The organism is Cellulomonas sp. JZ18, assembly GCF_009720485.1.
Lineage (GTDB): Bacteria > Actinomycetota > Actinomycetes > Actinomycetales > Cellulomonadaceae > Cellulomonas.
In genome coordinates this window covers 3,402,397-3,427,976 of record NZ_CP045245.1, presented here as the reverse complement: position 1 = coordinate 3,427,976, position 25,580 = coordinate 3,402,397, and the positions used below count along the sequence as shown (strand labels likewise).

Genomic DNA, 25,580 nt, shown 5'->3' with positions numbered 1-25,580 from the left:
CACCGACGGGCGCGGCAGCGCCTACCCTGGGCGCGTGCGTGCGCATCGGGGACCCGTGCCCGGGCACGCGCGCGCCCGCGCGCTGACGCTCGCCGGGTCGCTGCTCGCCCTCACGCCGCTGCTGGCCGCGGCGGAGGGGCGCGTCCTCGTGCACCGGTGCGTCGTCGCCGACGGCCCGGCCGCGGCCCTCGGCCTGCGCCTGGAGCTGCTCGCGTCCGCCGCGCACTGCCCGCAGGACGCGTACGCGCTCGGCGGCACCTCGCAGGGCGCGGTGCTGCTGCTGAGCGTCGCCGTCCCCGTGCTCGCGGGCCACCTGCTGCTCGCCGCGGCGGGGATCGGGCTCGGCGCCGTGCTGCACCGGGCGCGGGGCGTCCTCGCCGCGCTCGCGCGGGCGGCGGGCGTCCGGCGCGTCGAGCCGGTCACGCTGCCCGCCGCACCGCACCTGCGTCTCACCGCCCCCGTGCTGCCCGTGCTCGTGCGCGACGACCGGGGCCTCGTGCTCGTCCGGCCGCGCCGGGGACCGCCCGCGGCCTGCTGACCGGCCCACCGGTCCCGCGCCCGCACGTCCCGCCGGCAGCGCCGGCCCCCGAACCAGGAGCACCCCATGCCCACGAACGACCCCCGTCCCACCAAGGCGGAGCGCCGCGAGGACGCCCGCGCCAAGGCGCTCGCGATGCGCCAGGAGCAGGAGCGGCGCGCCAAGCGCAACCGCCTGCTCGCGGTCGGCGGCCTCGTCGCCGCCGTCGCCGTCCTCGCCGTCGTCGTCGTCGCGATCGTGCGCCAGGGCGCCGAGCGCGCCGAGGCGTACGGCACCGTCCAGTACGGCAGCGGCGACCAGACCGTCGCCCCGTCGCTCGACGAGGTCGAGGCGCCGGCCACCGCCGACGCGGGCGGCATCCCCGTCAGCGCGGCCGGGGTCGGCGAGACCAGCGAGGACGCCACGACCGTCGAGGTCTACTTCGACTTCATGTGCCCCTACTGCGGCCAGTTCGACGCGGCGAACTCCGCCGACCTCAAGGCCCTCGCGCAGGAGGAGGGCATCACGGTCGTGTACAAGCCGATCTCGTTCCTCGACGGGACCTCGCAGGGCACCTACTTCTCGACCCGCGCCGCGAACGCGCTCGCGGTCGTCGCCGACCAGTCGCCGGAGCACGTCGAGGACTTCATCACCGCGATGTACGAGAACCAGCCGGAGGAGGGCTCGTCGGGCCTCACGGACGCCGAGATCGCCGAGATCGCCGAGGGCGTCGGCGTCCCCGCGGACGTCGTGGAGCAGTTCACCGCCACGGTCGACGGCACCTACGAGGCGGCGACCGACGACGGCACCGAGGAGCGCGAGGGCACGTGGCGCACGTTCGCGCCGTGGGTCGCCGCGGCGACCGAGCAGGCGAACACGGACCTCGGTGGCATCAGCACGCCGTCGGTGCGGATCAACGGCGAGAAGTGGCCGGCCGGCCAGAACGAGCAGGGCCTGCTGTACCAGCCCGGTCCGCTCGCCGAGGCCGTGCGCGCGGCGGCCGCCCAGGGCTGACGCCCCACCCGCGTCCGCGGGCGCCCGTCCTCACCGGGGCGGGCGCCCGCGGCGCGTCCGGCGCCGGCCGGTAGGCTGGCGCCACTCGCCTCCTTAGCTCAGCTGGCCAGAGCAGCTGTCTTGTAAACAGCAGGTCGTCGGTTCGAATCCGACAGGGGGCTCCACGGGGCTCCACGGCGCGGCCGTCCCGGTCGGCGGCCCTCCCCGGCGCGGCGGCGCCCGCCCGGCCAGACTGTCGGGGATGTCCCACGACGACGCCCGGCCCACCGCCCGCGGCGGGTTCCTGTCCCGCGCGGCGGTGCTCGGCGTGTACCTGCCCGCGCTCGTGTTCGAGCTCGGCATGGGCGCGGTCGCGCCCGTCGTGGCCGTGCGCGCCGGGGAGCTCGGGGCCGACCTCGCCACGGCGGGCGTCCTCGCCGCGCTGCTCGGCGTCGGGCAGCTGCTCGGGGACGTGCCTGCGGGCGCGCTCGCCAGCCGCGTCGGGGACCGCGCCGCCATGCTCGTCGCGTCCGCGGTCGCCGTCGTCGCGCTCGCCGGCTGCGCGCTCGCCGACCGGGTCGGGCTGCTCGCCGTCGCCGCGCTCGCCCTGGGCGCCACCAACGCCGTGTTCATGCTCGCGCGGCAGTCGTACGTCACGGGCATCACCCCCGTGCTGTACCGCGCGCGGGCGCTGTCGACGCTCGGTGGCGTCGGCCGGATCGGCGTGTTCCTCGGGCCGTTCCTCGGGGCCGCGGTCATGCACCTGACGGACACCACGGGCGCGTTCTGGCTCGCGGTGGTGACGACCGCGCTCGCGGTGGTGGTGCTGCTCGCCGTGCCGGACGTCGAGGGGCCGCAGCACCGGCGCGGCCCGCGCGCCTCGGTGCTCGCCGTCGCGCGCGAGCACCGGCACGTGCTGCTCACGCTGGGCGCGGCCGTGCTGCTCGTCGGGGCCGTGCGCGGGGCGCGGCAGCAGGTCGTGCCCCTGTGGGGCGAGCACCTGGGGCTGGCACCGGCGACGACGAGCCTCGTCTACGGCGTCGCGGGCGCGCTCGACGTCCTGCTGTTCTACCCGGCGGGGCGCGTGATGGACCGGCGCGGCCGCCTGGCCGTCGCGGTCCCGTCGATGCTGCTCGTGGCGGCCGCGCTGCTCGTCCTGCCCACGACGTCCACCGCCGCCGGGCTCGCGGCCGTGGCCGTGCTGCTGGGGGCGGGCAACGGCGTCAGCTCCGGGCTGCTCATGACGCTCGGGTCCGACGTGGCCCCGCCGGGTGAGCGCTCGGCGTTCCTCGGCGTGTGGCGCCTGCTCCAGGACTCGGGCTCGGCCGCCGGGCCGCTGGTCGTGTCGGCGGGGGCCGCGCTCGGCAGCCTCGCGGCCGGCGTGCTCGCGGCCGGGACCCTCGGCGTCGCCGCCGCGGGGGCGCTCGCGCGGACCGTCCCGCGGTGGTCCGTGCACGCGTCGCGGCGGACGCGGCTCGCGGCGGGGCTGCGTCCCGACGGCCGTCCGGCGGCGCCCGGCGGAACGGCCGCCTGACGTCAGAGGGCCGGCCCGGTCTCCTCCAGCAGGCGCAGCGCCGCGCTCACGCGCGGGTTGCGTGCGGGGTCGGCGTCGATGCCGAGCGTGGCGTAGACCGCGTAGACGTGGTTCTGCACCGACTTCTCGGTGATGCCGAGCCGCTCGGCGATCCCCGCGTTGGACAGCCCCTGGGCGAGCAGGCGCAGGACCGCGAACTGGCGGTTCGTGAGCCGTGCGACCGACGACCCGTGCCGCGGGGTCATCTGCTCGAGCAGGGCCGGGTCGAGGACCGTCCGCCCGGCGGCCGCCGCCCGCACGGCGTCCAGCAGCGCCGCCTCGTCCGTCATGCTCGTCTTGGACAGGTAGCCCCACCCGTGCGCCACGTCCTTCGGCAGGTCGAGCAGCAGGTCCATCGCGTCGTGCGCGGAGAGCAGGAGCACCCCGAGGTCCGGCTGCTCGCGGCGCAGCTGCACGCCGAGGGCGATCCCGTTGCCGTCGGGGAGGTCGATGTCCATGACGACGACGTCGGCCACGCCCGGCCGCAGCGTCCGGCGGGCCTCGGCCGTCGAGTCCAGCGTCGCGACGACCTCGAGGTCGGCCGCGTCCTCGAGCGTCCGGCGGAGCATGGCGCGGAAGAGCGGCTGGTCCTCCACGACGGCGACGCGGAGCGGGCGGTCGTCGGGTGCGGTCATCGGGGCCAGTATCGTCGTCCCGCGCCGTTCGTGCGCGCCAGGCACGGCGGGGGTCGGGAGCGGATGACGGGGACGACCGGGGGTGCCACGCCCGTGGCGCACCGCAGGGACACCGTCGTCGACCGCCGCGTGCTGGTGGGCGTGTCGGCGCTCGTCGCCCTCGGCTACGGCACCGGTGCCTCGCTGCAGAGCACGTACATCTACTCCCAGCTGCTGCCGGAGTGGGCCGAGGTGAGCCTGCTGCAGCGCCTGGCCGCCAACGGCGTGGCGGTGGCCACGCTCGCGCTCGCGCTCGTGGCCCTGCAGGTGCACGCGCTGCCGCGCGCCGCAGCGGTGGTCCGCCGCGTCGTCCTCGCCTGCGCGCTCTGCGCCGCGGCGCGGGTCGCGGCCCAGGTGGTCGCGGGCGTGTACGCGCGCGACGACGTGGCGTCCCAGCGCGCCGAGCTCGTGGGTGGCCTCGTGGCCGCGCTGATCTCGGGCGGCGTGGGGACGGGGGCGATGGTGTGGCTGCGCCGCGCCCGGGCCCGCACGCGGGCGGCGGAGCGTGCCGCGGTCGCGGTCGAGCTGGCCGTCCGCGCGCTCGAGAACGAGGAGATCCGGGTCCGCCGGCAGGTCGCGGAGGGCCTGCACGGGACCCTCCAGCAGCGCCTGGTGCTCATCGAGGCCCGGCTCGCCGAGCTCGTGCGGCGCGGCCGCCTCCCCGACGAGGTCGTCGGCGACTTCGGCTGGGTGCGCGAGCAGCTCGCCGAGGCGCGGGACGCCGACGTGCGGCAGATGAGCCGGCTGCTCTACCCGGACCGGCTCGAGCTGGGGCTGGTGCCCGCGGTGCGCGCCCTGCTCAGCCGGCTGCCCGCCACGATCGCGACGAGCCTGCGGGCCAGCGACGCCGTGCGACGCCGCGACGACCCCACGCGCGACGACCTGCTCGTCGCCGACCGGCTGCTCGCCCTGCGCGTCGTCGAGGAGGCCGTGACGAACGCGCTCAAGAACGGGCCGCCCCAGCGCGTCGACGTCGTGCTCGACCTGGTGGACGACGTGCTCCTCATCGAGGTCGTCAACGACGGCGACCTGTACGCGCCGCGCCGGCCCGACCCGGCGTCCGGTACCGCCCGGCTCGCCGAGCGCCTCGCCGTCGTGGGCGGTCGGCTCGCGGTCGGTCCCGGGGCCACGACGGGCGCGCGCGTGGAGGCGCGCCTGCCCCTCGCGCCCGCCGTCGACGGCCGGCCCCGCGCCGGTGACACCGAGTGACGCCGGTCTCAACGGCCGTTCCGGGGGTCTGTCACAGCCGGTGACGACGTGTCGTCCGGTTCCTCCTCCCCGGTCCGGCACGTCCGCTCTCGTTCGGATGAAAGGGCCTGCCCGGCGTGCACGGGTGGGTGCGGCCACCTAGACGCACGTCCAGGAGAACGGGTGTCACGCCTACGGTCGCCCGAGCACCCCAACCCCTGTCGAGGAGTCGTCATGTCCAGCAGCCGCTCGTCCCGCACCCGCAAGGTCGCCGCCGTCTCGCTCGCCGTCGTCGGCGTCGCGGGTCTGTCGATGGCGTCCGCGTCGCAGCTCTCGTTCACGCCCGACTCGCAGCCGCAGATGCAGGCCGGCGTCGAGGTGGCCGGCGCGTGCCAGACGTCGCCGCTCACCGTGACCTTCGGCGAGCCGGCGCTCGCCGGCAGCACCTTCCGCTCCAGCACCGTCACCGTCGGCACGTTCGACGCCGCGTGCGTCGGCGAGTCGGCCAAGATCGCCCTGCTCGACGCCTCCGGCGCGCAGATCGGCACGACGTACACGGTGGCCAGCCTCACGGCCGGCCCCGTCACGGCGCCGATCGCCGGCGACGCGTCCGCCGTCGGGTCCGTCGCCGTCACGATCTACTGACGGTCCCACCGGCACCGTGACGCAGGAGCAGCACGCAGCACCCGACGTCCCTCGCGGGCGTCGGGTGCTGCGTGCTGCCGGCAGCGCCGCGCTCTGGGCGCTGCTCGCCGCCGCCGCCGTGCTGCTCTGGCCAACGAACCTCGGCGGCTGCACCAGCCTCACCGTGGTGTCCGGGCACTCGATGGAGCCCACCTACCGCACGGGCGACCTCGTCCTCGCGCGGTGCGGAACCCCCCAGGTCGGCGACGTCGTCGTCTACGTGCCCGAGGGGTACGGCGGGGCGCGCATCATCCACCGCATCACGGGCGGGGACGGCGACGGCTGGGTGCTGCAGGGCGACAACAACCCCGAGGTCGACCCGTTCGCCCCCACGGACGAGGACGTGGTCGGCGTCGCCCGCGTCCACGTGCCCGCCGTCGGGCGCGTCGGCCTGCTCATGACGAACCCGTGGTTCTGGGCGAGCCTGGTCGTCGTCGGCCTGGGACTGCTGGTGTGGCCCGGCAGGCAGGCCACGGCCGACGACGAGCCTGCGGGGGAGCCAGTCGCGCACGACGAGCCGCGCGGCGCGGGCCCCGTCACCGGGGAGCGCGTGGCCGAGGAGCGGCGGTGAGCCGGTCGCGCACCGCTGCCGTGCCACGGCTGCGGGCCGTCGTCGCGGCGCTCCTCCTGCTCGCGGTCGTGGCGCTCGCCGCCGGCACGAGCGGTGCGAGCGCGGCCGCACTGCCCCTCGAACCCGTGGCGCGTCCGTGGGCGACCACCTCCACGGGGTGCGCGACCGGTACCGCGGTGGTCACGCCGGCCACCGCCCGGGACGCGCACAGCGTCGCCGTCGGCGGGCTCGACGTGTCGCGCTGCTCGCGCACCGCCCGGCTCGAGGTGTGGGTCGTGGCCGCCGACGGCACCACGCGCACCCTCGTCGGCACCGTCGAGGGACGGGCCGCCGTGCCCGCGTCCCCACCGGTCACGGTCGCGCCGGACGGCGCCGTCGTGGTCCGCGTCGACGGGTGGGTCCGTCCTGCGACGCTCGCGCGGCCCGTCGCCCCCGGCGACGAGGCCGTGGTCGAGGCGGTGCCCGGCATCGAGATCACCGGCCGCCGCTGGACGCTCCCCGACGACCGGCAGGCGTGCGTCACCGTCACCGTCCGCGCCACGACCGTCCAGCCCGTCGAGTGGGCGCTCGAGGTCAACCCGCAGGCCGCGCCCTGGTACGGCGACACCCAGCTCGACCACTACGTCATCGAGGCGGACAGCGCGACGGCGCGGATGCTGCGCGACCACCCGAGCCGGGGCCGGCTGCAGGTCCGCGGCCAGTGGCAGTCGTGGGGCGAGTTCGCGCACCTGTCCCTGGACCCGGCGGACGCGTACCCGAGCGAGCGCACCGTGACGTTCTGCAACCGGAACCTGCCGCTCCAGCCGGCCGTCCCGTCCGCGTACGACGTGACGGTCACGCAGACCCGGTGGGACGCGCGCCCCGGGCCGAACGGGGACGTGCAGGTCTGCTACGCGGTGCTCGTGCGCGGCAACGGGACGAGCCCGTTCAACGTGGGCTGGACGGCGAGCGTCGACCTGTCGGCCGCCGTGGCGCACGTGCGCTCGTTCTCCGGCGGCACCTACCGCGTGCGGGCCCCGTCGGACGCCGAGCGCACCTCCGTGGTGTCGGGCACCGTCCTGACGCTGCGCAACGCGGAGTACGGCGCGCTGAAGAACACCGAGTCGCTGACGACGACGGTCTGCGTCACGCGCTGGTGAGCCCCGGTCGGCCGCCCGGGTGAACGGCGCGGCGACCCCTCAGGGCGGCCCCGCCGCGGCCGACATGGGCCGCCGCGGCGGGGTTGCTCCGGGCGGGTGGAGAGTCGGGCGAAACCCTCGGTCGCCTGGTCGGCGAGGCCCGGCGGACATAGCGTGACGGCACGCGCAACGCCGCGCCGGCCCTCCCACGGACGGGAGGGTGCACCCACCCACGGACGGGAGGGGCTGTGGTCGCACGCCACGTCCTCGCACGGCCGACCCCGCGCCGGATGCGCTGGGCGGCGGCCCTCGGCGCGCTCGGCGCCGCGGGTCTCTACTCCTCGGCGAACGCCGCCGACGACCTTCCCGACGCGGCGTCCGCCGCGTGCGCGACCGCCGAGGTCCGGTGGGGCTACGAGGTGGCGCTGGGCCACGACGGCAGCGGCTTCGGCGTGAGCGGCGTCCGCTTCGAGCACGTCCCCGCCGACTGCGACGGGCTGCAGGCCTCGGTGACGTACGTCGACGACGCCGGGCAGCTCGTGCACCGGTCCGCCCTGGCGCTGGGGACCGGGGCGGTCGACCTGCTGCCGGCCGAGGTGCCGGGACCGGTCGCAGCTGCCCGCTGGGTGCTCGCGCAGGGCTGACGCCCCCCGCGGTGAGGCGGACCGGGCGCGGCGGACCGGGCGCTGCGGACCGGCCGCGGCGGTGGCGGCCGCGGCGCGCGGGCGCCGGCTCAGAGCAGAGGCGTCGGGTCCGGCCGCTTGGGCCGCAGGAGGTCGCCCGACGACCGGCCGCGCAGCCGTCGGCGGGCCCACGGGTACGCGTGCTCGCGCAGCCACCGCGCGTCGGCGAGCACCCGGTCCCGGCGCGGGACGGGCGGCAGCGGTGCCAGCGGGTCGTCCCAGTCGTCCCGGTCGGGCGCCAGGCCGAGCGCGACGAGCGCCGCCTGCGCGACGCGCGTGTGGCCGTCGGTCGTGAGGTGGATGCGGTCCTCGGCCCACATGCGCCAGTCCGCGAGGCTGCGCATGCCCCACAGGTCGAGCACGTACGCGCCGTGCCGGCGCGCGACCGACCACAGGTGCGTGTTGTAGACGGCCACCCGCGCGCGGGTGGCCCGCACCAGCGGGCTCTCACGGACGTCGAAGCCCGTGCCGAGCAGCACGTCCGCGCCGGTCGCGCGCACGCGGGCGACCGTGCGCTCCAGCTCGTCCGCCAGCCGGTCCACGTCCACCGAGGGACGCAGGATGTCGTTGCCGCCCCCGATGAGGCTCACGAGGTCCGGCTCGAGCGCGAGGGCCGCGGGCACCTGCTCCTCGAGGATCGGGCGCAGCAGCCGTCCGCGGACGGCGAGGTTCGCGTACTCGAGCGGTGCGAGCCCGGCCGCGGTCCGCCGGGCCGAGAGGTGGGACGCGAGCTGGTCGGCCCAGCCGCGCGGCGGGGCGGCGCGACCGTCCGGGTCGTCCCAGAGGCCCTCGGTGAACGAGTCGCCGACGGCGACGTAGCGCGTCCAGCGGGGTGCGGGGGTGGTCCCCTGATCGGGGTCGGCGGTGCTCACCCGTCCACTATGCCGGGTCCTCCCGACAGCACTGCCCAGGGGCGGGGTGGGAACGGGGTGGAACGAGCGGGTACGTCACCGCCCGCCGGTCAGGGCAGGGTCCAGTCCACGGGCTCGGCACCCTGGGCCACGAGGAGCTCGTTGACGCGCGAGAAGGGTCGCGAGCCGAAGAAGCCGCGGCTCGCGGACAGGGGACTGGGGTGCGGGCTCGCGACCACCGGCACGTCGCCGAGCGCGGGACGCAGCTGCTGGGCGTCGCGGCCCCACAGCACCGCCACGAGCGGTCCGCCGCGCTCGACGAGCGCCTCGATCGCGCGGTCGGTCAGCCGCTCCCAGCCCTTGCCCCGGTGTGAGGCGGGCGCGCCGGGACGCACCGTGAGCACGCGGTTGAGCAGCATGACCCCGCGGTCGGCCCACGGCGTGAGGTCGCCGGTGGACGGCGGCGGGGCGCCCACGTCCGCCGCGAGCTCGGTGAACACGTTCGCCAGCGAGCGGGGCAACGGGCGCACGTGCGGCTGCACCGAGAACGACAGCCCCATGGGGTGCCCGGGCGTGGGGTAGGGGTCCTGCCCGACGACGAGCACGCGCACGTCGGCCAGCGGGCGGCGGAAGGCGTGCAGCACGGCGTCGCCCGCGGGCAGGTACTCCCGCCCGGCGGCGACCTCGGCGCGCAGGAAGTCGCCGGCGGCACGCAGCGCCGGCTCCGCGGGTGCGAGGGCGCGCGCCCAGTCGGGTGCGACGAGGGTGTCGAGAGGTGCGGGGACCACGGCGCCGCAGGCTACCGGTCGGCCGCCGTGCGCGCGGCGGGCCGCCGGACGCCCTGCCCGCGGGCCGGCGGGTGGACGTGCCGGCGGGTGCCGGACGCGCGGTCCCGGCAGCCGGCCGTGCGCCGCGCGGGCGAATGACACCCGTGTCGTTCGGCCCGTACCATGGCGGGGCCGTCCGCGAGGGCGGTGCGCGCCGGCCGCACACCGTGCCCGGCGCGCGAGGGACCGAGGCACCGGAGGCAGCATGGACGCGACGGCGGGCAGCGCGACCGCGACCCTCGACGAGGCCCCGTCCGCCGGGACCACGGCGGTGCCGGCCGGCTCCGGGCTCTCCGAGCGCGACCAGCAGGTCCTCGCCTTCGAGCGGCAGTGGTGGAAGTACGCGGGGGCCAAGGAGCAGGCGATCCGCGAGCTGTTCGACATGTCGGCCACCCGGTACTACCAGCTCCTCAACGCGCTGATCGACGACCCCGCCGCGCTCGCGCACGACCCGATGCTCGTCAAGCGCCTGCGCCGGATGCGCTCCTCGCGCCAGCGCGCACGCACCGCCCGCCGCCTGGGCGCGGACGCCTGAGGGGCGTCCCGGCGCCTGCCCGCCGGGTCACCCGCGCGGGTGCGGCGGTCCCCGCCGCGCACCGGTCCACCCGTTAGCCTTGCGGCCGTGAGCAAGGCCGACTACCCCTACCCGGACGACGAGTTCGACGTCGTGCCGCCCGACGGCCCCCGCGGCGTGCACCGCGCCCCGCGCTCGGCCTGGAGCCGCTGGTGGCCGTTCCTCGTCGTCCTGCTGGTCGTGCCGGTGCTCGCCTACGGGGCGGTCGCCTACCTGTCGCGCACGGGCGAGCTGCCCGTCGTGGGCGGCGGGACGCCGCCGGTCACCGAGGAGTCGCCGGCCGCCGAGGACCCGGCGGCGCCGGACCCGGGCGCCGAGGCGCCGGCCACGGAGGAGCCCCCCGCCGCGGAGACCACGCCGCCCGCACCCCCCGCCCCCTCGCCCGTCCTGTCGACGCCGGTCGAGGTCCTCAACGGCGCCCGCGTCTCGGGCCTCGCGGGCCGCGTCGCGGACGACCTGCGGGCCGCCGGCTTCACGAGCGTGACCCCGGACAACGCGACGACCGGGCTGCCCCGCCAGTCGACGGTGTACATGGCCTCGGAGGACCTGCGCGCGACGGCGGAGCTCGTCGCCTCGACGTCCGGGGTCCCGACGATCGCGGTCGACCCGCAGCGGGCGGGCACCGGGATCGTGGTCCTGCTCGTCTCCGACCCCGAGGCCTGACGCCCGTCGCTGCCGGTGCGGCGAGGCCCTCGCGCACCCACCCGTGCAGGCGGGCGAACCCCCTGGTCGCGCGGATGGGGCCGCCACTAGGCTCCACGCACCGGGGCGACGGCGGAGCGTCCCGGCCCACGGAGGGCGAGGAGCACGGCATGGCGCAGGGCACGGTCAAGTGGTTCAACGCGGAGAAGGGGTACGGGTTCATCACGCCCGACGGCGGCGGCCAGGACCTCTTCGTCCACTACAGCGCGATCCAGGTCTCTGGGTACCGCTCGCTCGAGGAGGGCCAGGCGGTGGACTTCGAGGTCGGCCAGGGCAGCAAGGGCCCGCAGGCCGAGCAGGTCCGCCCCCTCTGACGCACCCCCGGGCCGCGCACGGCGCACCCGACCACCGCGGGCCCGGCCCGCTCCGACCGGCCCGGTCGCGGACGCCGCGACCGGGCCGTCGTCGTCCACCGGCAGGGCCGGTGCTGCTTGCACTCGCAGGGGTCGAGTGCTAACCATTGACTTAGCACTCTCCGGTGGAGAGTGACAGCAGCACCACGGCCGTCAGGTGAGGGTGACCGCGTGCGTGACGTGAGCGCGCGCGGGCGCCCGTCCGTCGCGGGCACCGACCGGCCGACCCACGAACCCGGAAGAAGGATCACAGCCCCATGGCCAAGATCATCGCCTTCGACGAGGAGGCCCGGCGGAGCATGGAGCGCGGGCTCAACGCCCTCGCCGACACCGTCAAGGTCACCCTCGGCCCCAAGGGCCGCAACGTCGTGCTCGACAAGAAGTGGGGCGCGCCGACGATCACCAACGACGGTGTCTCCATCGCCAAGGAGATCGAGCTCGAGGACCCGTACGAGAAGATCGGTGCGGAGCTCGTCAAGGAGGTCGCCAAGAAGACGGACGACGTCGCCGGTGACGGCACCACGACGGCGACCGTCCTCGCGCAGGCGCTCGTCCGCGAGGGTCTGCGCAACGTCGCCGCGGGTGCGAACCCGATCGCCCTGAAGAAGGGCATCGAGAAGGCCGTCGAGGCCGTCACGACGCAGCTCCTCGGCCAGGCCAAGGAGATCGAGACCAAGGAGGAGATCGCCGCCACGGCCGCCATCTCCGCCGCGGACACCCAGATCGGCGAGCTCATCGCCGAGGCCCTCGACAAGGTGGGCAAGGAGGGTGTCATCACCGTCGAGGAGTCCTCCGGCCTGGGCCTCGAGCTCGAGCTCACCGAGGGCATGCGCTTCGACAAGGGCTTCCTGTCGGCGTACTTCGTCACCGACCCGGAGCGCCAGGAGGCGGTCCTCGAGGACGCGTACGTCCTGCTCGTCGAGTCGAAGATCTCGAACGTCAAGGACCTGCTGCCGCTGCTGGAGAAGGTCATCCAGGCCGGCAAGCCGCTGTTCATCGTCGCCGAGGACGTCGAGGGCGAGGCCCTGGCCACGCTCGTCGTCAACAAGATCCGCGGCACGTTCAAGTCCGTCGCCGTCAAGGCCCCGGGCTTCGGCGACCGCCGCAAGGCGATGCTGCAGGACATGGCGGTCCTCACGGGCGGCCAGGTCGTCTCCGAGACCGTCGGCCTCAAGCTCGACTCGGTCGGCCTCGAGGTCCTCGGCCAGGCGCGCAAGGTCGTCGTCACCAAGGACGAGACCACGATCGTCGAGGGCGCGGGCGACGCGGCGCAGATCCAGGGCCGCGTGAACCAGATCCGTGCCGAGATCGAGAACTCCGACTCGGACTACGACCGCGAGAAGCTCCAGGAGCGCCTCGCCAAGCTCGCCGGCGGCGTGGCCGTCATCAAGGCGGGCGCGGCCACCGAGGTCGAGCTCAAGGAGCGCAAGCACCGCATCGAGGACGCCGTGCGCAACGCGAAGGCGGCCGTCGAGGAGGGCATCGTCGCCGGTGGTGGCGTCGCGCTCATCCAGGCCGGCAAGCTCGCGTTCGAGAAGCTCGAGCTCGAGGGCGACGAGGCGACGGGTGCGCAGATCGTGAAGTACGCGATCGAGGCCCCGCTCAAGCAGATCGCCATCAACGCGGGCCTCGAGGGCGGCGTCGTCGCGGAGAAGGTGCGCAACCTCCCCGCCGGCCAGGGCCTCAACGCCGCGACCGGCGAGTACGAGGACCTGCTCGCCGCGGGCGTCAACGACCCGGTCAAGGTGACCCGCTCGGCGCTGCAGAACGCCGCGTCGATCGCCGGTCTGTTCCTCACCACCGAGGCCGTCGTGGCCGACAAGCCGGAGAAGGCCGCTGCGGCCCCGGCCGGTGGCGGCGAGGACTTCGGCGGCGGCTTCTGAGCCTGAGCCGGTCCACGACCGACTGAACGGCCCGAGGGCCGGTCACCCCCACGGGGTGGCCGGCCCTCGGCGCGTCCGGGCGCGGTCAGCGCGGCGGCGCGGGCGGACCCCACGGCGAGGCCGGCGGCTGGGGCGCGGTGCCCTCCGGCGCGGTCGGCGCCGCGGGCGCCTGCGGGACGGCCGGGGCGCCGTCCGCCGGCACGCCCTGGACGGGCGCAGCGGGGGCGGGGGCGCCGTAGGTGGGAGCGCCGTACGCGGGGCGCCGTAGGCGGGGGCGGCCTCCGGCGCGCCGTACGTGGGCGCCGCCTCGGGCGCGCCGTACGCCGGCGCGGCGCCCGGTGCGGCGTAGGCGGGAGCGCCGTGGCCGTACGGGAGGCCCGGACCCGCGTGCCCGTACGGGTCGAGCCCGTCGCCCGACAGGCCGAGCCGCGCCTCGAGCTCGCGCACGCGACGCTCGATCGGCCACTCCTGGAAGGCGAACATGATGATGAACACGAGGTTCGCGAGCGGGACGAGCACGAGCAGGCCGTGCCACAGGGTCCAGCCGGCCTTGCGGGCGACGCGCATGTACAGGTAGACGCCGAACGCGACGATCGCGGCGTAGAGCAGGCCCAGGAAGAGCATCCCGACGACGGCGCCGGCGGCCGCCCCGGAGTCGTAGGAGTCGTACGAGGCGAGCAGCACGGGGAGACCTCCGCAGGGGGTGGGGGACGGACGACCGCCCGGTCAGGCGGCCGCCGCGAGGTTGCTGGCCAGGGCGAGCGCCCGGGGACGGCGTCGAGGTACGCGTGCGCGACCTCGTACTCGTCGAGCCCGCTCGCGCGCACGCCCGCCGCGTCGTTCGCCTCGTGCGCGAGCACCGCGGCGAGCACCGGACCATAGCGCCCCGTGCGGTGCAGGAGGGCGTCGGCGACGTCGGACGAGACGCCCGTGTCGGCGACCACGCTCGTGGCGGGCACCCGAAGGTAGGACGACACCGCGGACAGCAGACCCACGGTGTAGCCGACGTCGTCGCCCGCCAGCCCCGCGCAGGCGGAGGCCCGGGTGAGCAGGTACCACAGCGCCTCCATGGACGCGGGCGTGGCACCGACCAGGGACGCCGTCGCGAGGGCCCCGAGGTGCCGCGGGCCGAGCAGGACGACGGCCTGCCGCACCGAGTCGACCTTGTTCCGCACGCCCATCGCGGAGGAGTTGACGAGGTGGAGCACGCGCACGGTGAGCACGGGGTCGGTCGAGACGACGCGGATGACCTCGCGCTGGTCGACGACCTCCTCCGAGAGCAGGCGCAGCAGCTCCAGGCACTGGACCTCGCTCACACCCCACGCGCGGTCCGTCGTGGTCGGGCCGTTGCCGAGCACGAGCGGCCCCTGGAGCAGCTCGGCGCCGGCGTCGAGCGCCGCCTGGACGCGCTCGCGCGTGGTCGCGCGCTCCGCGATGACGACCGTGCCGGACTGCACGGCGCGCGCGACGAGGTCGCCGAGCTGCGCCGGGTCGGCGGCCGCGTCGACCTTGACGAGCTGGACGTGCGGCAGGAGGGCGTCCTGCTCGGCCGTGCCGGTGTAGTCGGCGAGAGCGACGCGCACGTCCGCCGCGGCGAGCACCGCGAGGTGGTCGTGCAGGCCGGGCAGCGACGCCAGCGTGGGCGTCAGCTCGAGCGCGAGCCCGTGCGGTGCGGCCAGGAACGGGCCGGGGTCGACGAGGAGGCGGTGGGTCGCGCGCACGACGAGCGGGCGCCGACCGGCGACGAGCTCCGGGTCGATGAGGGAGTAGGCGGCGTCGACGAGGTGCTCGGCCGACGCCTCGGGCAGGGGCACGCCGTCCACCCCCAGCACGCGCCCTCGGACCGCGTACGCGTACACGCTGCGGTCGGGGTGCACGATCGGCTGGCGGTGGATGCTCGCCCCGGCGCGCGCGGTCGAGGTCGTCTCGGGCACAAGTCCTCCCAGATGTGGTCCCGTCATCCCATCGGCCGGGAGAGGGCGCACCTGAGTGCTGGCACCCAGACGGTGCCGCCGGCGTGGCCGCGGCGGGTCAGCCCAGCGGGGCGCGCAGCGGGAGGTCGGCGTCCAGGACGACCTGGCGCGCGCGTCCGTGCCGGGGCTCGACGACCACCGGTGCGAGGAGGTTGGCGGAGTGCCGCGCGCGGTCGTCGTCCGCGGGGTGCACCACGGCGAGGAGCACCGGGTCGGCCGCGTCGTCGTCCGGGTCGAGGGTGCGCAGGACGTCGTCCTCGAGCTCGGGGGCGTAGTCCGCGAAGAAGACGTGCGGCGCCACGACGAACAGGCGCACCGCACGCGCACCCTCCGGGGCGCTGCGCAGCGCGAACAGGACGCCCTCGTCGTCGAGCGGCTCCAGGGAGAACTCGTCGTGCCCGGGCAGCCCGGGCAGCTCGGCGACGAGCCGCAGCACGGCCGGCACGTCGCGCGGGCCGTCGGGCGTGCTGACCGCGACGCGGGACACCACGGCGCTCACCGCAGGAAGTCCAGGAGCGTGGGCTGCAGGGCCTTCGCGGTCGCGGCGAGCGCGCCCTGGTAGGCCACCTCCTGCGCCTGCAGCTCGATCAGCACCTCCGCGAGGTCGACGTCCTCGATGGCGGACACCTGGCCCGCGAGCGTGACCTTCTCGCCGGCGAGGGTGTCCGTCGCGTTCTTCACCTGGTTGTGCCGGGCGCCGACGGAGGCGACCTCGCGCAGCATGGTCGACATGCGTGCGTCCAGGGCCTCGATGTCGCTGTCGAGGCTCGTGCCCGCGCGGATCGTGTCCGCCATCTCGTCGAGGAGCGCGAAGACCGACCCGGTGCCCGTGCCGAACACCGCCGCGCCGTCGGAGTCGACGCGGACGGCGACCTCGGGGCCGACCTGCCGCGTGACGGTCGCACCGGCCGCCCCGCTGTGCGTGTAGTCCGGTCCGGGCCCGAAGGCCGACGTCGCGGAGGTGCCGGCGAAGACGGAGCGGCCGGCGTACTGCGTGTTGGCCTGCCCGTGCAGCTGCACGGCGAGAGCCTCCATCTCGGCGGCGAGCGCCTCACGCGCGCTCGCGCCCAGCGCGCCCGACCCGGCGCGGACCGCGAGGTCGCGCGCCTTGCGGACGATCGACAGCGACTCCTGGAGGGCGCCGTCCACGGTGGTCAGCCAGGCGTCGCCGTCGGCGGCGTTGCGCGTGTGCTGCGCGTTGGCCCGCTGGTCCGCGCGCAGCCGCAGGAGGTCGGCGGCGCCGGCGGGGTCGTCGGAGGGGACGGCGATCTTCGTGCCGCCCGACATGCGCGCCTGCAGCTCCGCGCTGCGCTGGAGGTTCGCCTGCAGGTTCGCCATGGTCGAGCGCTGCACGGTCTGCTGGGTGACGCGGCTGATGCTCATCGCCGTCACCGCCCCACGACGCCGGTGCGGTTGATCAGGGTGTCGAGCATCTCGTCGATCGCGGTGAGCACGCGGGCCGCACCCTCGTACGCACGCTGGTACGCGAGCATGTTCACGGTCTCCTCGTCGACGTCGACGCTCGCGTTCGCGAGCTGCTGCTGCTCGGCCGTGCTGAGCGCGACCGCGGCGACCTGCGCCCGTGACGTGGCGCTCGCGGTGCGCACGCCGATGTCGGTGACGGTACGCCGCCACTGCGCGTCGGGCCCGTCGGCGCCCGCGCCGATCTTCGCGATCGCGGCGGCGACCGACCCGTCGTAGGCGCCGAGGCCGTCGCCGCCCGCCGCGATCTGCGCGACGTCGGTGACGGCGACCCGCAGGCCGAGCGCGGCGGGAACCCCCGGCTCGAACCGGAAGAAGTCGATGTCCGTCGCGCCGTCGCGGGTGTGGCCCTCGCGGTGCAGCGCGTTGACCTGGCCGGCGATGGTGCGGGCGAGCTCGTCGTAGCCGGCGGCCGCCTCGGTCAGCACGCCGCCGCCGCCACCGGCGGGCGGGGCCAGGACGGTGAGCAGCCCCGCCACGCGCCCGTCCGCCAGTCCGACCGGCTGGTCCGGCCGGGCCGACCAGACGACCGACACGGCCTGACCGCCCGTCGCGGCGGAGAACGAGGTGGCGCCACGCAGCTCGATGGTGGAGAGCTTGTCGCCGCGCACGAGGGCGTTGCCGCCGACGAACACGTCGACCTGACCGTCGTCGCGCACGCGCGCGGTCGCGCCGACGAGGTCGGCGAGCTCGGTGACGAGCATGTCGCGCTGGTCCGCGAGCTCGTGCGCCTGCCCGCCCGCGTTCTCGATCGCGAGGATGCGCTCGTTGAGGTCCGCGACCTGCCCGGCGGCGACGTTGGTGCGCTCGACGAGCGCGCTCGCCTCGGTGCGCGCCTGCTCCCACTGGGTGCCGGCGGCGGAGTACATCGCGTGCAGGCGGTCGGTCACGGCCACCGCGCGCTCGAGCAGGACCGCACGCGCGGCGTCCTGGTCGCTCGACCGTGCGACGTCCGACCAGCCGGCCCACAGGTCCGACAGCTGGGCGCCGAGCGCGGTCTTGGCGGGCTCGCCGATGCTCTTCTCGAGCCGCGTGTAGGCGTCGGCGACGACGTCGAGCCGGCCGGCGCCCGCGGCGGCGGTGCGTACCCGGTTGTCGAGGAAGACGTCACCCAGGCGCTGGATGCCCGACGCGGTGGTGCCGAGACCGACGCCGTCCGAGGTGGAGAACATCGACGGCACGGTCGAGGCGGGCAGCGACGACAGCACGGCGCGCTGGCGCGTGTAGCCGACGGTGTTGACGTTCGCGACGTTGTTCGCGGCGACGTCGAGGGCGACGCGCTGCGCGACGAGCGAGCTGAGCGCGGTGCCGAGGCCGGAGAAGGTGCTCATGCGCGGGTGGGGTCCTTCAGATCGACCGGTCGAGGAGCTGGGCGGTGCGGGTCTCGCTCGCGCGCTGGCCCTGGCCGTCGTACGTGTCGACGGTGTCCTGCAGGGAGAGCAGCGTCTCCTGCGCGGCGCGGTGCGAGACCGCGAGGAGCTCGCGGTTGCCGTCCGCGAGGGCGGCGATCTCCGACGTGAGGGAGGCGAACGCGTCGCGGTGCGCGCGCAGGATGTCGTCCCACGGCGCGGGCGCGCGCTCGGCGAGCATCGCGAGGCTGGCGCCCGGGTCGACGCCCAGCTCGGCGGCGGCCGCGTCGACCTCGACCGCGCGGCCGACCTCGGCCGTGCGGATCTCGTCGAGCACGGACTCCACCTCGCGGGTCGCGTGGCCGAGCCAGCGGGTGCGGCCGGCGGTGAGGACGAGCTGCTCCTCCTCCAGCTTGAAGAGCAGGAGCTCGAGCAGGTGCCGCTCGCGCCACAGCACCTCGGAGAGGCGCTCGAGGGCGGGGCTGCGCGTCACAGTGTCACCTCCGGGCCGGGATGGGGCCGCCGTCGTCGGCGTATGCCGCCCTATCGGCCGGTCTGCGCCGTGCGTGATGCGTCCGCGGGGAGTTTTCCACGCGTCGGCTGCCGTGCCGCCTCGAGGCGCCGGTGCGCGCGCCGCGCCGGGCGCGGGTGCTCGTGGGTCGGCACGTCATCCTGGGTCGTGAGTGTGATGTCCATCACACCTGCATGCCTGCGCCCCGTCGCGCTCCTCCCTCATCGAACCGCTTCGGGGCGATTTGCGGCCGCCGGGGCTGTGGTGGTCGGTCCGCTTCGAATCGATTCGCGGCCCTTCCAGCGTGGACGCGTTCCCACGTCAAGGTCGGCGTCCAGCTGACCGACGCGGCAGGTGTGAGCGTGAACACGATCGACGAGCTCGTCCGCGAGCACCTCCCGCTCGTCGGCTACAACGTCAACGAGATGCTGCACCGGGTGCCGCCGAGCGTCTCCCGGGACGAGCTGGCGTCCGCCGGTGCCCTGGCGCTGGTCCTCGCGGCCCGTGCCTACGACCCCTCGACGAACGTGCCGTTCGCCCGCTACGCCTCGCTGCGCATCAAGGGCGCCCTCATCGACGAGCTGCGCTCGATGGACTGGGCCAGCCGCGGTGCGCGCCGGCGGGGGCGCGAGCTCGAGGCCGCCGTCGAGCAGCTGCGCGGCGTCCTCGGACGCACGCCGACGCGGGAGGAGACCGCCCACGCGATGGGCGTCGACGTCGCCGCGGTCGACGCCGCACGCGCCGACGCCGAGCGCCGGGTCCTCTCGCTCGACCTGCCCGACAGCACGGTGGCGGACACCGTGCGCGACGAGTCCGCCGGGCCCGAGGACGCCCTGCTCGCCGCGGAGCGCGTGCACTGGCTGCGCGCCGCGGTCGCCGAGCTGCCCGAGCGGCTGCGCACCGTCGTCGTCGGGCTCTACCTCGAGGACCGCTCCGTCGCGGAGGTCGCGGCCGACCTGGGCGTCACGCAGTCGCGGGTCAGCCAGCTGCGCACCGAGGCGCTGGCGCTCATGCGCGACGGCCTCAACGCGGCGTTCGAGCCGGGCCTCGTGCCCGCCGCCGAGCGTCCGCAGGGCGTCGCCGCGCGTCGCCGGCAGGGGTACTTCGCCGCCGTCGCCGCCCGTGCCGCCCTCGCGCCGGCCGTGCACGTCGACGGTCGCCTCGACACCGTCCCCACGCAGCGGGAGCCGCTCGGCCAGCACGCCGACCTGGTCGGCTGACCCCACCGCCGCGCGCGGCCCTGCACCGCCGGGGGAGGGCGCCCCGCCCGCCACGCGCCGCACACCGGCACGCCGACTTCGGCGGCTGACTCTCGAGACCCGCACCTGAACCTGCCGACCTCGGCGCAGACCCGCCGACCGCGGCGCAGACCCGCCGACCTCGGCGCTGAGCTGCCGACCTCGGCGCAGTCCGGTGCCGCGGGCCCTGCCCCGGCGCGTCCCCGGCACGCGCGCACGCCGAGTTCGGCGGTTGTGTCTCGAGATCCGCACCTGGAGTGCCGAACTCGGCGCGAAACCGCCGAACTCGGCGTAGTCCCGTGCCGGCGCCCGCTCACCTCGTCCCCGCGCACGCGCGCACGCCGAGTACGGCGGTTGTGTCGCGAGATCCGTACCTGGAGTGCCGAGCTCGGCGCGGAGCTGCCGAACTCGGCGGTGGGGACGGGGGCGGTGGGGACGGGCGCGGTGGTGGGGACGGGTGCGGTGGGGACGGGGGCGGTGGGGACGGGGCGCGGGGGTGGGAGCGGTGTGCGTCCGGTGGCTCAGCACGTGACCCCGGGTGCCGATGGGCCGAGCAGCACGTGTCCGACCACCCCAGGGGGAGCCATGTCCGCCAAGCGCCGCGCCACCGTCTCGGCCGTCCTCATCGTCAAGGACGAGGAGGCGGTGCTCGAGGAGTCCCTGCGCTCGGTCGCGTGGGCGGACGAGGTCGTCGTCTACGACACGGGCTCCACCGACCGCACGGTCGAGATCGCCCGCGCGCACGCGACCACGGTCGTCGAGGGCTACTGGGACGACGACTTCGGGGCCGCCCGCTCCCGGGCGCTCGCGCACGCGACGTCCGAGTGGGCGCTGGCGGTCGACGCGGACGAGATCGCCGTCGTGGACGCGGACCGGCTGCGGCGCGAGCTCGCCGCGTGCACGGCGGACATCGGGAACGTCATCGTCGTCAACGTGGGCGACCGCCCGCGGCTGCCCCTGGAGCCGCCGGGCGAGCTCGAGATCTTCCGCTTCGCCGGCTCGCGCCTCCTGCGCCGCGAGACGTGCCACTGGGTGGGCGCGCTGCACGAGCAGCCGCGCCTGCGTCCGGAGGTCACCGGCCGCCCCTGACCTCGGCGCGCATCACGAGCCTGGAGGTCCGGCACCGCGGGTACAACGTCGAGGTCGTCGCGGAGCGCGGCAAGGGCGAGCGCAACGTGGCCCTCGCGCAGCGCATGGTGGACGCCGTCGGGCCGGACACCCCACCCGCCGAGCGCGAGAGCCGGCGCGTGCACCTGGTGCGCTCGTACGTGTTCGCGGGGCGGCACGCCGACGCCGTCGAGCTCGCGGAGCAGATCCGCGTCGAGGGCTTCGTCGTCCCGGCGACGGCCGCCAGCCTCGCCCGCACCATGTACTCGGCCGGGCTCGTGATCGGGGACGACGCGCTGGTGCAGCGGTGGCTCGACGTGTGGGAGGAGCAGGACGCCAACCCGGCGTCCGCGCTCGCGGCCCGGGCCCGGTACGCCGCCGACCGTGGCGACGCGCACGCGACCCTGGCCGCCGTGCGCGCCCTGCCCACCACCACGCTCAACGCGCTCGGTGAGGAGGTGCGGCGCATCGAGCTCCTGCACGAGGAGATCTGGGCCCTGGTCCGGCTCGGCGACCGCCGACGTGCCCTCAAGGTGGCGGCGGCCGCGGTCGACGCGGGTGTCGCCCCGGGTGCCCCCGGCGCGCTCGGCGTGCTCCTCGGGCACGAGCGGACGGTCGCCCTCGCGTCCCGCCTCGACGAGCGGCTCTGGGGCGAGTACGTCACGCGCTGCGTCATGGACGCGACCGACGAGACCCGCACCTTCCTGCGCTGGATGCACGAGGCACGCCCGGGGGACGCGAAGGTCCTCGCCGCCGTGGCCCTGCTGCGGCCGACGCTCTCGCTGGAGGAGGCGGTCGAGTGGTCGGTCGACCTGCGCCGGCACGGTGCGGCCGAGCAGTGCCCGCTCGTGGCGTTCGCGGCCGACGTGCGCGTCGAGCCGCGCATCCGGGCGCTCGCCGGTGCACTGGCGTGGAGCGCGTACCGCGACGAGCGCGGCCTCGCGGGCCTGGAGGAGGCGCTCGCGCTCGTGCCCGCCGGTACCGAGGCGGCGCTGCTGGCCGAGCTCGAGGTCGTCGCCCCCGGTCTCGTCGGCGCGGCCTGAGCCGCCGGCAAGGAGGTGCGCGCGAATCCCTCAACCCCCGCACCCGCACCCGATAGGACGGACGTGCCCACGGACGGGCTGTCCTGACCCGACTCAAGGAGGAAGAGAACCATGGGTCTCTCGATCAACACGAACATCGCGGCGATGAACTCGTACCGCAACCTCTCGGCGACGCAGGGCGACCTGTCCTCGTCGCTCGAGAAGCTGTCGTCCGGCCTGCGGATCAACCGTGCGGCGGACGACGCGGCCGGCCTCGCGATCTCCGAGGGTCTGCGTGCGCAGATCGGCGGCACGAAGCAGGCCGTGCGCAACGCGCAGGACGGCATCTCCGTCGTCCAGACGGCGGAGGGCGCGCTCACCGAGACGCACTCGATCCTGCAGCGCATGCGCACCCTGGCGGTTCAGGGTGGCAACACCGGTGGTCTCTCCGCGGACGCGAAGAAGAACATCCAGGACGAGATGGACCAGCTCAACAAGGAGCTGACCCGCATCGCCGACACCACGCAGTTCAACGGCGCCAAGCTGCTGGACGGCAACTACAACGGCACGTTCCAGGTGGGTGCCAACACGGCGCCGGCCGACAAGATCGAGGTCAACCTGACCAAGATCACCGGTGGCGTCAGCGCCGAGGGCCTCGGCGTCGACGGCGTGCGCGTGGCCGACCTGGCCGCGAGCAAGACCTACAGCGCGGTCGCCGCGACGGCTGCCGGCAGCGTGACGATCGACGGTGGCGCCACGATCGCCATCGCCTCGGGCGCGACGCTGGGCGGCATCGCCACGGCGATCAACAACGCGGGCCAGACCGGTGTCTCGGCGGAGGTCGTGAACGGCGAGCTCGTCATCTCCAAGACGGGCGCGACCGGCGCGCTCGGCGTCACCTTCTCGGGCGTCACGGCGACCGAGGACGCCGCGGCGGCCGTCACCGGCGCGGTGGCCGACTCGGACGGCGCGATCGAGGCGATCGACAAGGCCATCACCACGGTCTCGTCGGTCCGCTCGGAGCTCGGTGCCGTGCAGAACCGGTTCGACCACACCATCAACAACCTCAACGTCGCGGTGGAGAACCTGTCCGCGTCGGAGAGCCGCATCCGTGACACGGACATGGCCGAGGAGATGGTGTCGTTCACGCGGGCGCAGATCCTGTCGCAGGCGGGCACGGCGATGCTCGCGCAGGCGAAGTCGCTCCCGCAGTCCGTCCTGCAGCTCCTGCAGTGACGTCCCCGGTCACCGTGAGGTGACCGGTACGAGAGCAGCACCGACCGGCGGTGGGCGGCCCCCGCCCACCGCCGGTCGTCGTATCGGGCCGGGTGCACCGGCCGGCCGGCACGGGACACGGAGGACCACCAGCGATGGCAGCGATCGACGGGCTCGTCAGCGGCATCAAGACCGCCGAGCTGATCGACAGCCTCCTGTACCTCGAGGCGGGCAACCAGCGGCAGCTCGCGACGAAGAAGGCGACCGCGCAGCAGCTCGCGACCGCGCTGCAGGCGCTGACGACGAAGGTCTCGTCGCTGGGCGAGTCCGCGACGACGGCGGCGAAGCCGGAGTCGTGGCGGGCCGTCACGGCGAAGGTCGAGCAGCCGGGGGCGACCAGCGGCGCCGCGCCGGCCGCGACCGCCACCGCGGACGCGACCGCCAGCGCGGGCACGCTCACGTTCCGGGTCGGTGCGGTCGCGCAGTCGCAGGCGTCGCTCGTCACCCTGCCCGCCGGGGACGCCTACGCCGGCGAGAAGCCGACGTTCACGATCACGCGGGGCGGCGAGACGACGACCGTCACCGCGCGCAGCGCCGACGTCCCCGACCTCGTCGACGCGTTCAACGCCTCGGGCACCGGCGTCCGGGCGACGGCGGTGAAGGTCGCCGTGCTCGACGGCGAGGGCCGCCCGACCGGGGAGACCTCCTACCGCCTCCAGCTCACCGGCACGGAGACGGGCGAGGACAACGCGTTCACGCTGTCCTACGCCGGCGCCGACGGCGACGTGGCGGTGGGTCTGGAGACGATCCGGACGGCCACCGACGCACGGATCACCCTCTTCCCCGGCTCGGGCGTGGAGCAGGTGCTCACGTCGTCGTCCAACACGTTCGAGGGCGTCATGACGGGCGTCGACCTCACGGTCGCCGCGGTCACCGCCGCCGACGCCCAGCCGCTGACCGTCACGGTCGCGCGGGACGACGCGGCGCTCAAGAAGCTCGCGTCGGGGCTCGTCGCGAACCTCAACACGGTGCTGTCGGAGATCTCGTCGCGCACCAAGCCGAGCACGACCACCGAGGCGGACGGCCGGACGGTCGTCAGCGGTGGCCTGTTCGCCGGCGACACCCGCATCCGCCTGCTGCAGCAGCAGGTGCTGTCCGAGGCGTCGATGCCGGTGGACGGTGTCGCCCCGGCGGACGTCGGCATCGTCATCGGCCGGGACGGCACGTTCACCTTCGACGACGCGGTGTTCACCGCCGCGCTCGCCAAGGACCCGGACCAGGTGCAGAAGGTCGTCGCCGGTGTCGCCGAGCGGCTCGCCACGACCGCCACGTCGGCGTCGCGCAGCGGCGACGGCACGCTCACGCTCGCCGTCGAGGCGCAGCAGAGCACCGTCCGCGACCTCGGTGACCGCATCTCCGACTGGGACGACCGGCTCGCGATGCGGCGCACCTCGCTCGAGCGCACGTACGCCGCGCTCGAGACGACCCTCTCGCGGCTCTCGTCGCAGTCGAGCTACCTCGCCAGCCAGATCGCCGCGCTCAACGCGCAGCCGACGAAGTAAGCAGGAGGCCCCATGTACGACGCACGCAGCCGCTACGTCGCGGCGGCGGTCGAGACCGCGAGCCCGGCGCGCCTGCTGACCATGCTCTGCGACCGCCTCCTGCTCGACGTCGAGCGCGCGGCGCACGCGCTGGGCGAGGGGCAGCGCCCGCACGCGACCCAGCACCTCGCGCACGCGCAGGAGATCGTCGCGGAGCTCATCGCGAGCCTCGACGTCGACGCGTGGGAGGGCGGGCCGCGCCTGCTGTCGATCTACACGTGGCTGCACGGCGAGCTGCTGGGTGCGGCCGCCGCGGGCGACGCCGAGCGCGTGCGGGCGTGCGCCCGGGTCGTCGAGCCGCTCGCGCGCACCTGGCACGAGGCGGCGGCCGCCGTGGCGGGCACGACGGCCCCGGCCGCGCCCGCTCCCGTGGCCGCCGCGTACGGGGCCGCCTCCGCGCCCGGCGCGGGCCTGCTCGGGGTCGGCTGACGTGACCCCGGCACCGGACCCGGCCGGCACCGTCGCCGCCGAGGGCTGGGACGGGCGCTGGGAGCACGCCCTGCACGAGCTCGAGCTCGACGTGGCCGACGCCGAGCGGCTGCTCGCCGCGGCGCACCTGCCCGACGTCGAGGAGGTCACGGCCCGCCGGTGGCGCCCGCCCGTGGGCCTGGGGCCGCTGCCCGCGCCCCTGCGCGAGCGCGCCCAGGCGCTGCTCGAGCACCAGCTCGACCTGGCGCGTCGCACGGCCGAGGCGATGACGCTCGCCCGGCGCCAGCTCGCCGCCGCGGACGCGATGCGCACCCGCCCGTCGGCGGTGCCGGTGTTCGTCGACACGCAGGCCTGACCTGCTGCCGGACGCCGCACGGGGACGAGTCGGGCCTTCCGCCCGCGCCGTGCGGCCGACCGGGTGAAGGTCGCACCGATACGTGTCAACACCTCTCACGCCCCGCC

Annotated in this window: 27 protein-coding genes, 1 tRNA gene and 1 pseudogene; 20 read left to right on the top strand and 9 right to left on the bottom strand. The window is 75.7% G+C overall.

Going from position 1 to position 25,580, the window contains the following annotated elements:
* Positions 1 to 34 precede the first annotated feature (34 nt).
* From GC089_RS15475 to GC089_RS15460, 4 genes are all read left to right on the top strand, one after another.
* Positions 35 to 538 (top strand): hypothetical protein, encoded by a 504-nt coding sequence (locus GC089_RS15475; RefSeq protein ID WP_155378389.1) that lies wholly within the window; start codon positions 35 to 37, stop codon positions 536 to 538.
* A 66-nt stretch (positions 539 to 604) separates the two neighbouring features.
* The gene (locus GC089_RS15470) at positions 605 to 1,531 is read left to right on the top strand and encodes a thioredoxin domain-containing protein (RefSeq protein ID WP_155378388.1); all 927 of its coding nucleotides are present in this window, start codon (positions 605 to 607) and stop codon (positions 1,529 to 1,531) included.
* A gap of 87 nt (positions 1,532 to 1,618) precedes the next feature.
* A tRNA-Thr gene (locus tag GC089_RS15465) sits at positions 1,619 to 1,695 on the top strand.
* A 77-nt stretch (positions 1,696 to 1,772) separates the two neighbouring features.
* Positions 1,773 to 3,044: an MFS transporter gene (locus GC089_RS15460; RefSeq protein WP_155378387.1), complete on the top strand. Its 1,272-nt coding sequence runs from the start codon at positions 1,773 to 1,775 to the stop codon at positions 3,042 to 3,044.
* Between the two features lie 2 nt (positions 3,045 to 3,046).
* Here GC089_RS15460 and GC089_RS15455 read toward each other — a convergent pair whose 3' ends face one another.
* Positions 3,047 to 3,718, bottom strand: coding sequence for a response regulator transcription factor (locus tag GC089_RS15455; protein WP_155378386.1), 672 nt, complete (start codon positions 3,716 to 3,718; stop codon positions 3,047 to 3,049).
* A 93-nt stretch (positions 3,719 to 3,811) separates the two neighbouring features.
* Between GC089_RS15455 and GC089_RS15450 the strand changes: the two genes are divergently transcribed.
* The 5 genes from GC089_RS15450 (at position 3,812) to GC089_RS15430 (ending at position 7,962) form a co-directional block, all read left to right on the top strand.
* Complete coding sequence (locus GC089_RS15450; RefSeq protein ID WP_155378385.1) at positions 3,812 to 4,966, top strand: sensor histidine kinase; 1,155 nt, start codon at positions 3,812 to 3,814, stop codon at positions 4,964 to 4,966.
* Positions 4,967 to 5,179: 213 nt separating this feature from the next.
* A complete protein-coding gene (locus GC089_RS15445) occupies positions 5,180 to 5,590 on the top strand; it encodes a hypothetical protein (RefSeq protein WP_155378384.1) in 411 nt (136 codons plus the stop codon).
* A 16-nt stretch (positions 5,591 to 5,606) separates the two neighbouring features.
* The gene (locus GC089_RS15440; protein WP_155378383.1) at positions 5,607 to 6,200 is read left to right on the top strand and encodes a signal peptidase I; all 594 of its coding nucleotides are present in this window, start codon (positions 5,607 to 5,609) and stop codon (positions 6,198 to 6,200) included.
* Positions 6,197 to 7,339 (top strand): hypothetical protein, encoded by a 1,143-nt coding sequence (locus GC089_RS15435; RefSeq protein ID WP_155378382.1) that lies wholly within the window; start codon positions 6,197 to 6,199, stop codon positions 7,337 to 7,339. The genes GC089_RS15440 and GC089_RS15435 overlap by 4 nt, the downstream gene beginning before the upstream one ends.
* 227 nt (positions 7,340 to 7,566) lie before the next feature.
* Positions 7,567 to 7,962 carry a hypothetical protein gene (locus GC089_RS15430; protein ID WP_155378381.1) on the top strand — a complete coding sequence of 132 codons (396 nt, stop codon included), beginning with the start codon at positions 7,567 to 7,569 and terminating at the stop codon, positions 7,960 to 7,962.
* Positions 7,963 to 8,051: 89 nt separating this feature from the next.
* Here the strand turns inward: GC089_RS15430 and GC089_RS15425 are convergent, their stop codons facing one another.
* Together GC089_RS15425 and GC089_RS15420 are read right to left on the bottom strand one after the other, a co-directional pair.
* Positions 8,052 to 8,873, bottom strand: coding sequence for an SGNH/GDSL hydrolase family protein (locus GC089_RS15425; RefSeq protein ID WP_230684870.1), 822 nt, complete (start codon positions 8,871 to 8,873; stop codon positions 8,052 to 8,054).
* A gap of 89 nt (positions 8,874 to 8,962) precedes the next feature.
* Positions 8,963 to 9,640: a uracil-DNA glycosylase gene (locus tag GC089_RS15420; protein ID WP_155378379.1), complete on the bottom strand. Its 678-nt coding sequence runs from the start codon at positions 9,638 to 9,640 to the stop codon at positions 8,963 to 8,965.
* A gap of 244 nt (positions 9,641 to 9,884) precedes the next feature.
* On the opposite strand from GC089_RS15420, the gene GC089_RS15415 reads away from it, so the two are divergent.
* The 4 genes from GC089_RS15415 to groL all read left to right on the top strand — a co-directional run bounded on the left by GC089_RS15415 (position 9,885) and on the right by groL (position 13,191).
* Entirely contained in the window at positions 9,885 to 10,214 is a 330-nt protein-coding gene (locus tag GC089_RS15415; RefSeq protein WP_155378378.1) for a DUF3263 domain-containing protein, read from the top strand.
* A gap of 87 nt (positions 10,215 to 10,301) precedes the next feature.
* A complete protein-coding gene (locus tag GC089_RS15410) occupies positions 10,302 to 10,916 on the top strand; it encodes a LytR C-terminal domain-containing protein (RefSeq protein ID WP_196250727.1) in 615 nt (204 codons plus the stop codon).
* A gap of 149 nt (positions 10,917 to 11,065) precedes the next feature.
* Positions 11,066 to 11,269 carry a cold-shock protein gene (locus GC089_RS15405; RefSeq protein WP_155378376.1) on the top strand — a complete coding sequence of 68 codons (204 nt, stop codon included), beginning with the start codon at positions 11,066 to 11,068 and terminating at the stop codon, positions 11,267 to 11,269.
* Positions 11,270 to 11,565: 296 nt separating this feature from the next.
* Positions 11,566 to 13,191 (top strand): chaperonin GroEL, encoded by a 1,626-nt coding sequence (gene groL / locus GC089_RS15400; RefSeq protein WP_155378375.1) that lies wholly within the window; start codon positions 11,566 to 11,568, stop codon positions 13,189 to 13,191.
* Positions 13,192 to 13,233: 42 nt separating this feature from the next.
* Here the strand turns inward: groL and GC089_RS15395 are convergent, their stop codons facing one another.
* From GC089_RS15395 to flgN, 6 genes and pseudogenes are all read right to left on the bottom strand, one after another.
* A complete protein-coding gene (locus GC089_RS15395; protein ID WP_155378374.1) occupies positions 13,234 to 13,875 on the bottom strand; it encodes a hypothetical protein in 642 nt (213 codons plus the stop codon).
* Between the two features lie 407 nt (positions 13,876 to 14,282).
* Positions 14,283 to 15,152, bottom strand: a pseudogene (locus tag GC089_RS20210) (HDOD domain-containing protein); the annotation flags it as partial.
* A gap of 70 nt (positions 15,153 to 15,222) precedes the next feature.
* Complete coding sequence (gene fliW / locus GC089_RS15385) at positions 15,223 to 15,663, bottom strand: flagellar assembly protein FliW (protein ID WP_230684869.1); 441 nt, start codon at positions 15,661 to 15,663, stop codon at positions 15,223 to 15,225.
* The gene (locus GC089_RS15380) at positions 15,660 to 16,547 is read right to left on the bottom strand and encodes a flagellin (RefSeq protein ID WP_155378373.1); all 888 of its coding nucleotides are present in this window, start codon (positions 16,545 to 16,547) and stop codon (positions 15,660 to 15,662) included. The genes fliW and GC089_RS15380 overlap by 4 nt, the downstream gene beginning before the upstream one ends.
* Before the next feature lie 5 nt (positions 16,548 to 16,552).
* Positions 16,553 to 17,977 (bottom strand): flagellar hook-associated protein FlgK, encoded by a 1,425-nt coding sequence (gene flgK / locus GC089_RS15375; protein WP_155378372.1) that lies wholly within the window; start codon positions 17,975 to 17,977, stop codon positions 16,553 to 16,555.
* 16 nt (positions 17,978 to 17,993) lie between these two features.
* The gene (gene flgN / locus GC089_RS15370; protein WP_155378371.1) at positions 17,994 to 18,488 is read right to left on the bottom strand and encodes a flagellar export chaperone FlgN; all 495 of its coding nucleotides are present in this window, start codon (positions 18,486 to 18,488) and stop codon (positions 17,994 to 17,996) included.
* A 380-nt stretch (positions 18,489 to 18,868) separates the two neighbouring features.
* Here flgN and GC089_RS15365 point away from each other — a divergent pair, with 380 nt between their 5' ends.
* The 7 genes from GC089_RS15365 (at position 18,869) to GC089_RS15335 (ending at position 25,473) form a co-directional block, all read left to right on the top strand.
* Entirely contained in the window at positions 18,869 to 19,726 is an 858-nt protein-coding gene (locus GC089_RS15365) for a sigma-70 family RNA polymerase sigma factor (RefSeq protein WP_230684868.1), read from the top strand.
* 603 nt (positions 19,727 to 20,329) lie between these two features.
* Positions 20,330 to 20,833: a glycosyltransferase family 2 protein gene (locus tag GC089_RS15360; RefSeq protein ID WP_155378369.1), complete on the top strand. Its 504-nt coding sequence runs from the start codon at positions 20,330 to 20,332 to the stop codon at positions 20,831 to 20,833.
* The gene (locus GC089_RS15355; protein WP_196250726.1) at positions 20,767 to 21,894 is read left to right on the top strand and encodes a hypothetical protein; all 1,128 of its coding nucleotides are present in this window, start codon (positions 20,767 to 20,769) and stop codon (positions 21,892 to 21,894) included. Before GC089_RS15360 ends, GC089_RS15355 begins: the two co-directional genes overlap by 67 nt.
* 111 nt (positions 21,895 to 22,005) lie before the next feature.
* Complete coding sequence (locus GC089_RS15350) at positions 22,006 to 23,109, top strand: flagellin (protein ID WP_155378367.1); 1,104 nt, start codon at positions 22,006 to 22,008, stop codon at positions 23,107 to 23,109.
* Positions 23,110 to 23,243: 134 nt separating this feature from the next.
* Positions 23,244 to 24,650 (top strand): flagellar filament capping protein FliD, encoded by a 1,407-nt coding sequence (fliD, locus tag GC089_RS15345; RefSeq protein ID WP_155378366.1) that lies wholly within the window; start codon positions 23,244 to 23,246, stop codon positions 24,648 to 24,650.
* A gap of 12 nt (positions 24,651 to 24,662) precedes the next feature.
* Entirely contained in the window at positions 24,663 to 25,118 is a 456-nt protein-coding gene (gene fliS / locus GC089_RS15340; protein ID WP_155378365.1) for a flagellar export chaperone FliS, read from the top strand.
* A 1-nt stretch (position 25,119) separates the two neighbouring features.
* Positions 25,120 to 25,473 (top strand): hypothetical protein, encoded by a 354-nt coding sequence (locus GC089_RS15335; protein ID WP_155378364.1) that lies wholly within the window; start codon positions 25,120 to 25,122, stop codon positions 25,471 to 25,473.
* Positions 25,474 to 25,580 lie beyond the last annotated feature (107 nt).

Bases quoted from the DNA above. Each gene is read 5' to 3' on its own strand.
- GC089_RS15470 (WP_155378388.1), top strand. From the start codon at position 605: ATGCCCACGAACGACCCCCGTCCCACCAAGGCGGAGCGCCGCGAGGAC.
- GC089_RS15460 (WP_155378387.1), top strand. From the start codon at position 1,773: ATGTCCCACGACGACGCCCGGCCCACCGCCCGCGGCGGGTTCCTGTCC.
- GC089_RS15455 (WP_155378386.1), bottom strand. From the start codon at position 3,718: ATGACCGCACCCGACGACCGCCCGCTCCGCGTCGCCGTCGTGGAGGAC.
- GC089_RS15445 (WP_155378384.1), top strand. From the start codon at position 5,180: ATGTCCAGCAGCCGCTCGTCCCGCACCCGCAAGGTCGCCGCCGTCTCG.
- GC089_RS15415 (WP_155378378.1), top strand. From the start codon at position 9,885: ATGGACGCGACGGCGGGCAGCGCGACCGCGACCCTCGACGAGGCCCCG.
- GC089_RS15405 (WP_155378376.1), top strand. From the start codon at position 11,066: ATGGCGCAGGGCACGGTCAAGTGGTTCAACGCGGAGAAGGGGTACGGG.
- groL (WP_155378375.1), top strand. From the start codon at position 11,566: ATGGCCAAGATCATCGCCTTCGACGAGGAGGCCCGGCGGAGCATGGAG.
- GC089_RS15380 (WP_155378373.1), bottom strand. From the start codon at position 16,547: ATGAGCATCAGCCGCGTCACCCAGCAGACCGTGCAGCGCTCGACCATG.
- flgK (WP_155378372.1), bottom strand. From the start codon at position 17,977: ATGAGCACCTTCTCCGGCCTCGGCACCGCGCTCAGCTCGCTCGTCGCG.
- GC089_RS15360 (WP_155378369.1), top strand. From the start codon at position 20,330: ATGTCCGCCAAGCGCCGCGCCACCGTCTCGGCCGTCCTCATCGTCAAG.
- GC089_RS15350 (WP_155378367.1), top strand. From the start codon at position 22,006: ATGGGTCTCTCGATCAACACGAACATCGCGGCGATGAACTCGTACCGC.
- fliD (WP_155378366.1), top strand. From the start codon at position 23,244: ATGGCAGCGATCGACGGGCTCGTCAGCGGCATCAAGACCGCCGAGCTG.
- fliS (WP_155378365.1), top strand. From the start codon at position 24,663: ATGTACGACGCACGCAGCCGCTACGTCGCGGCGGCGGTCGAGACCGCG.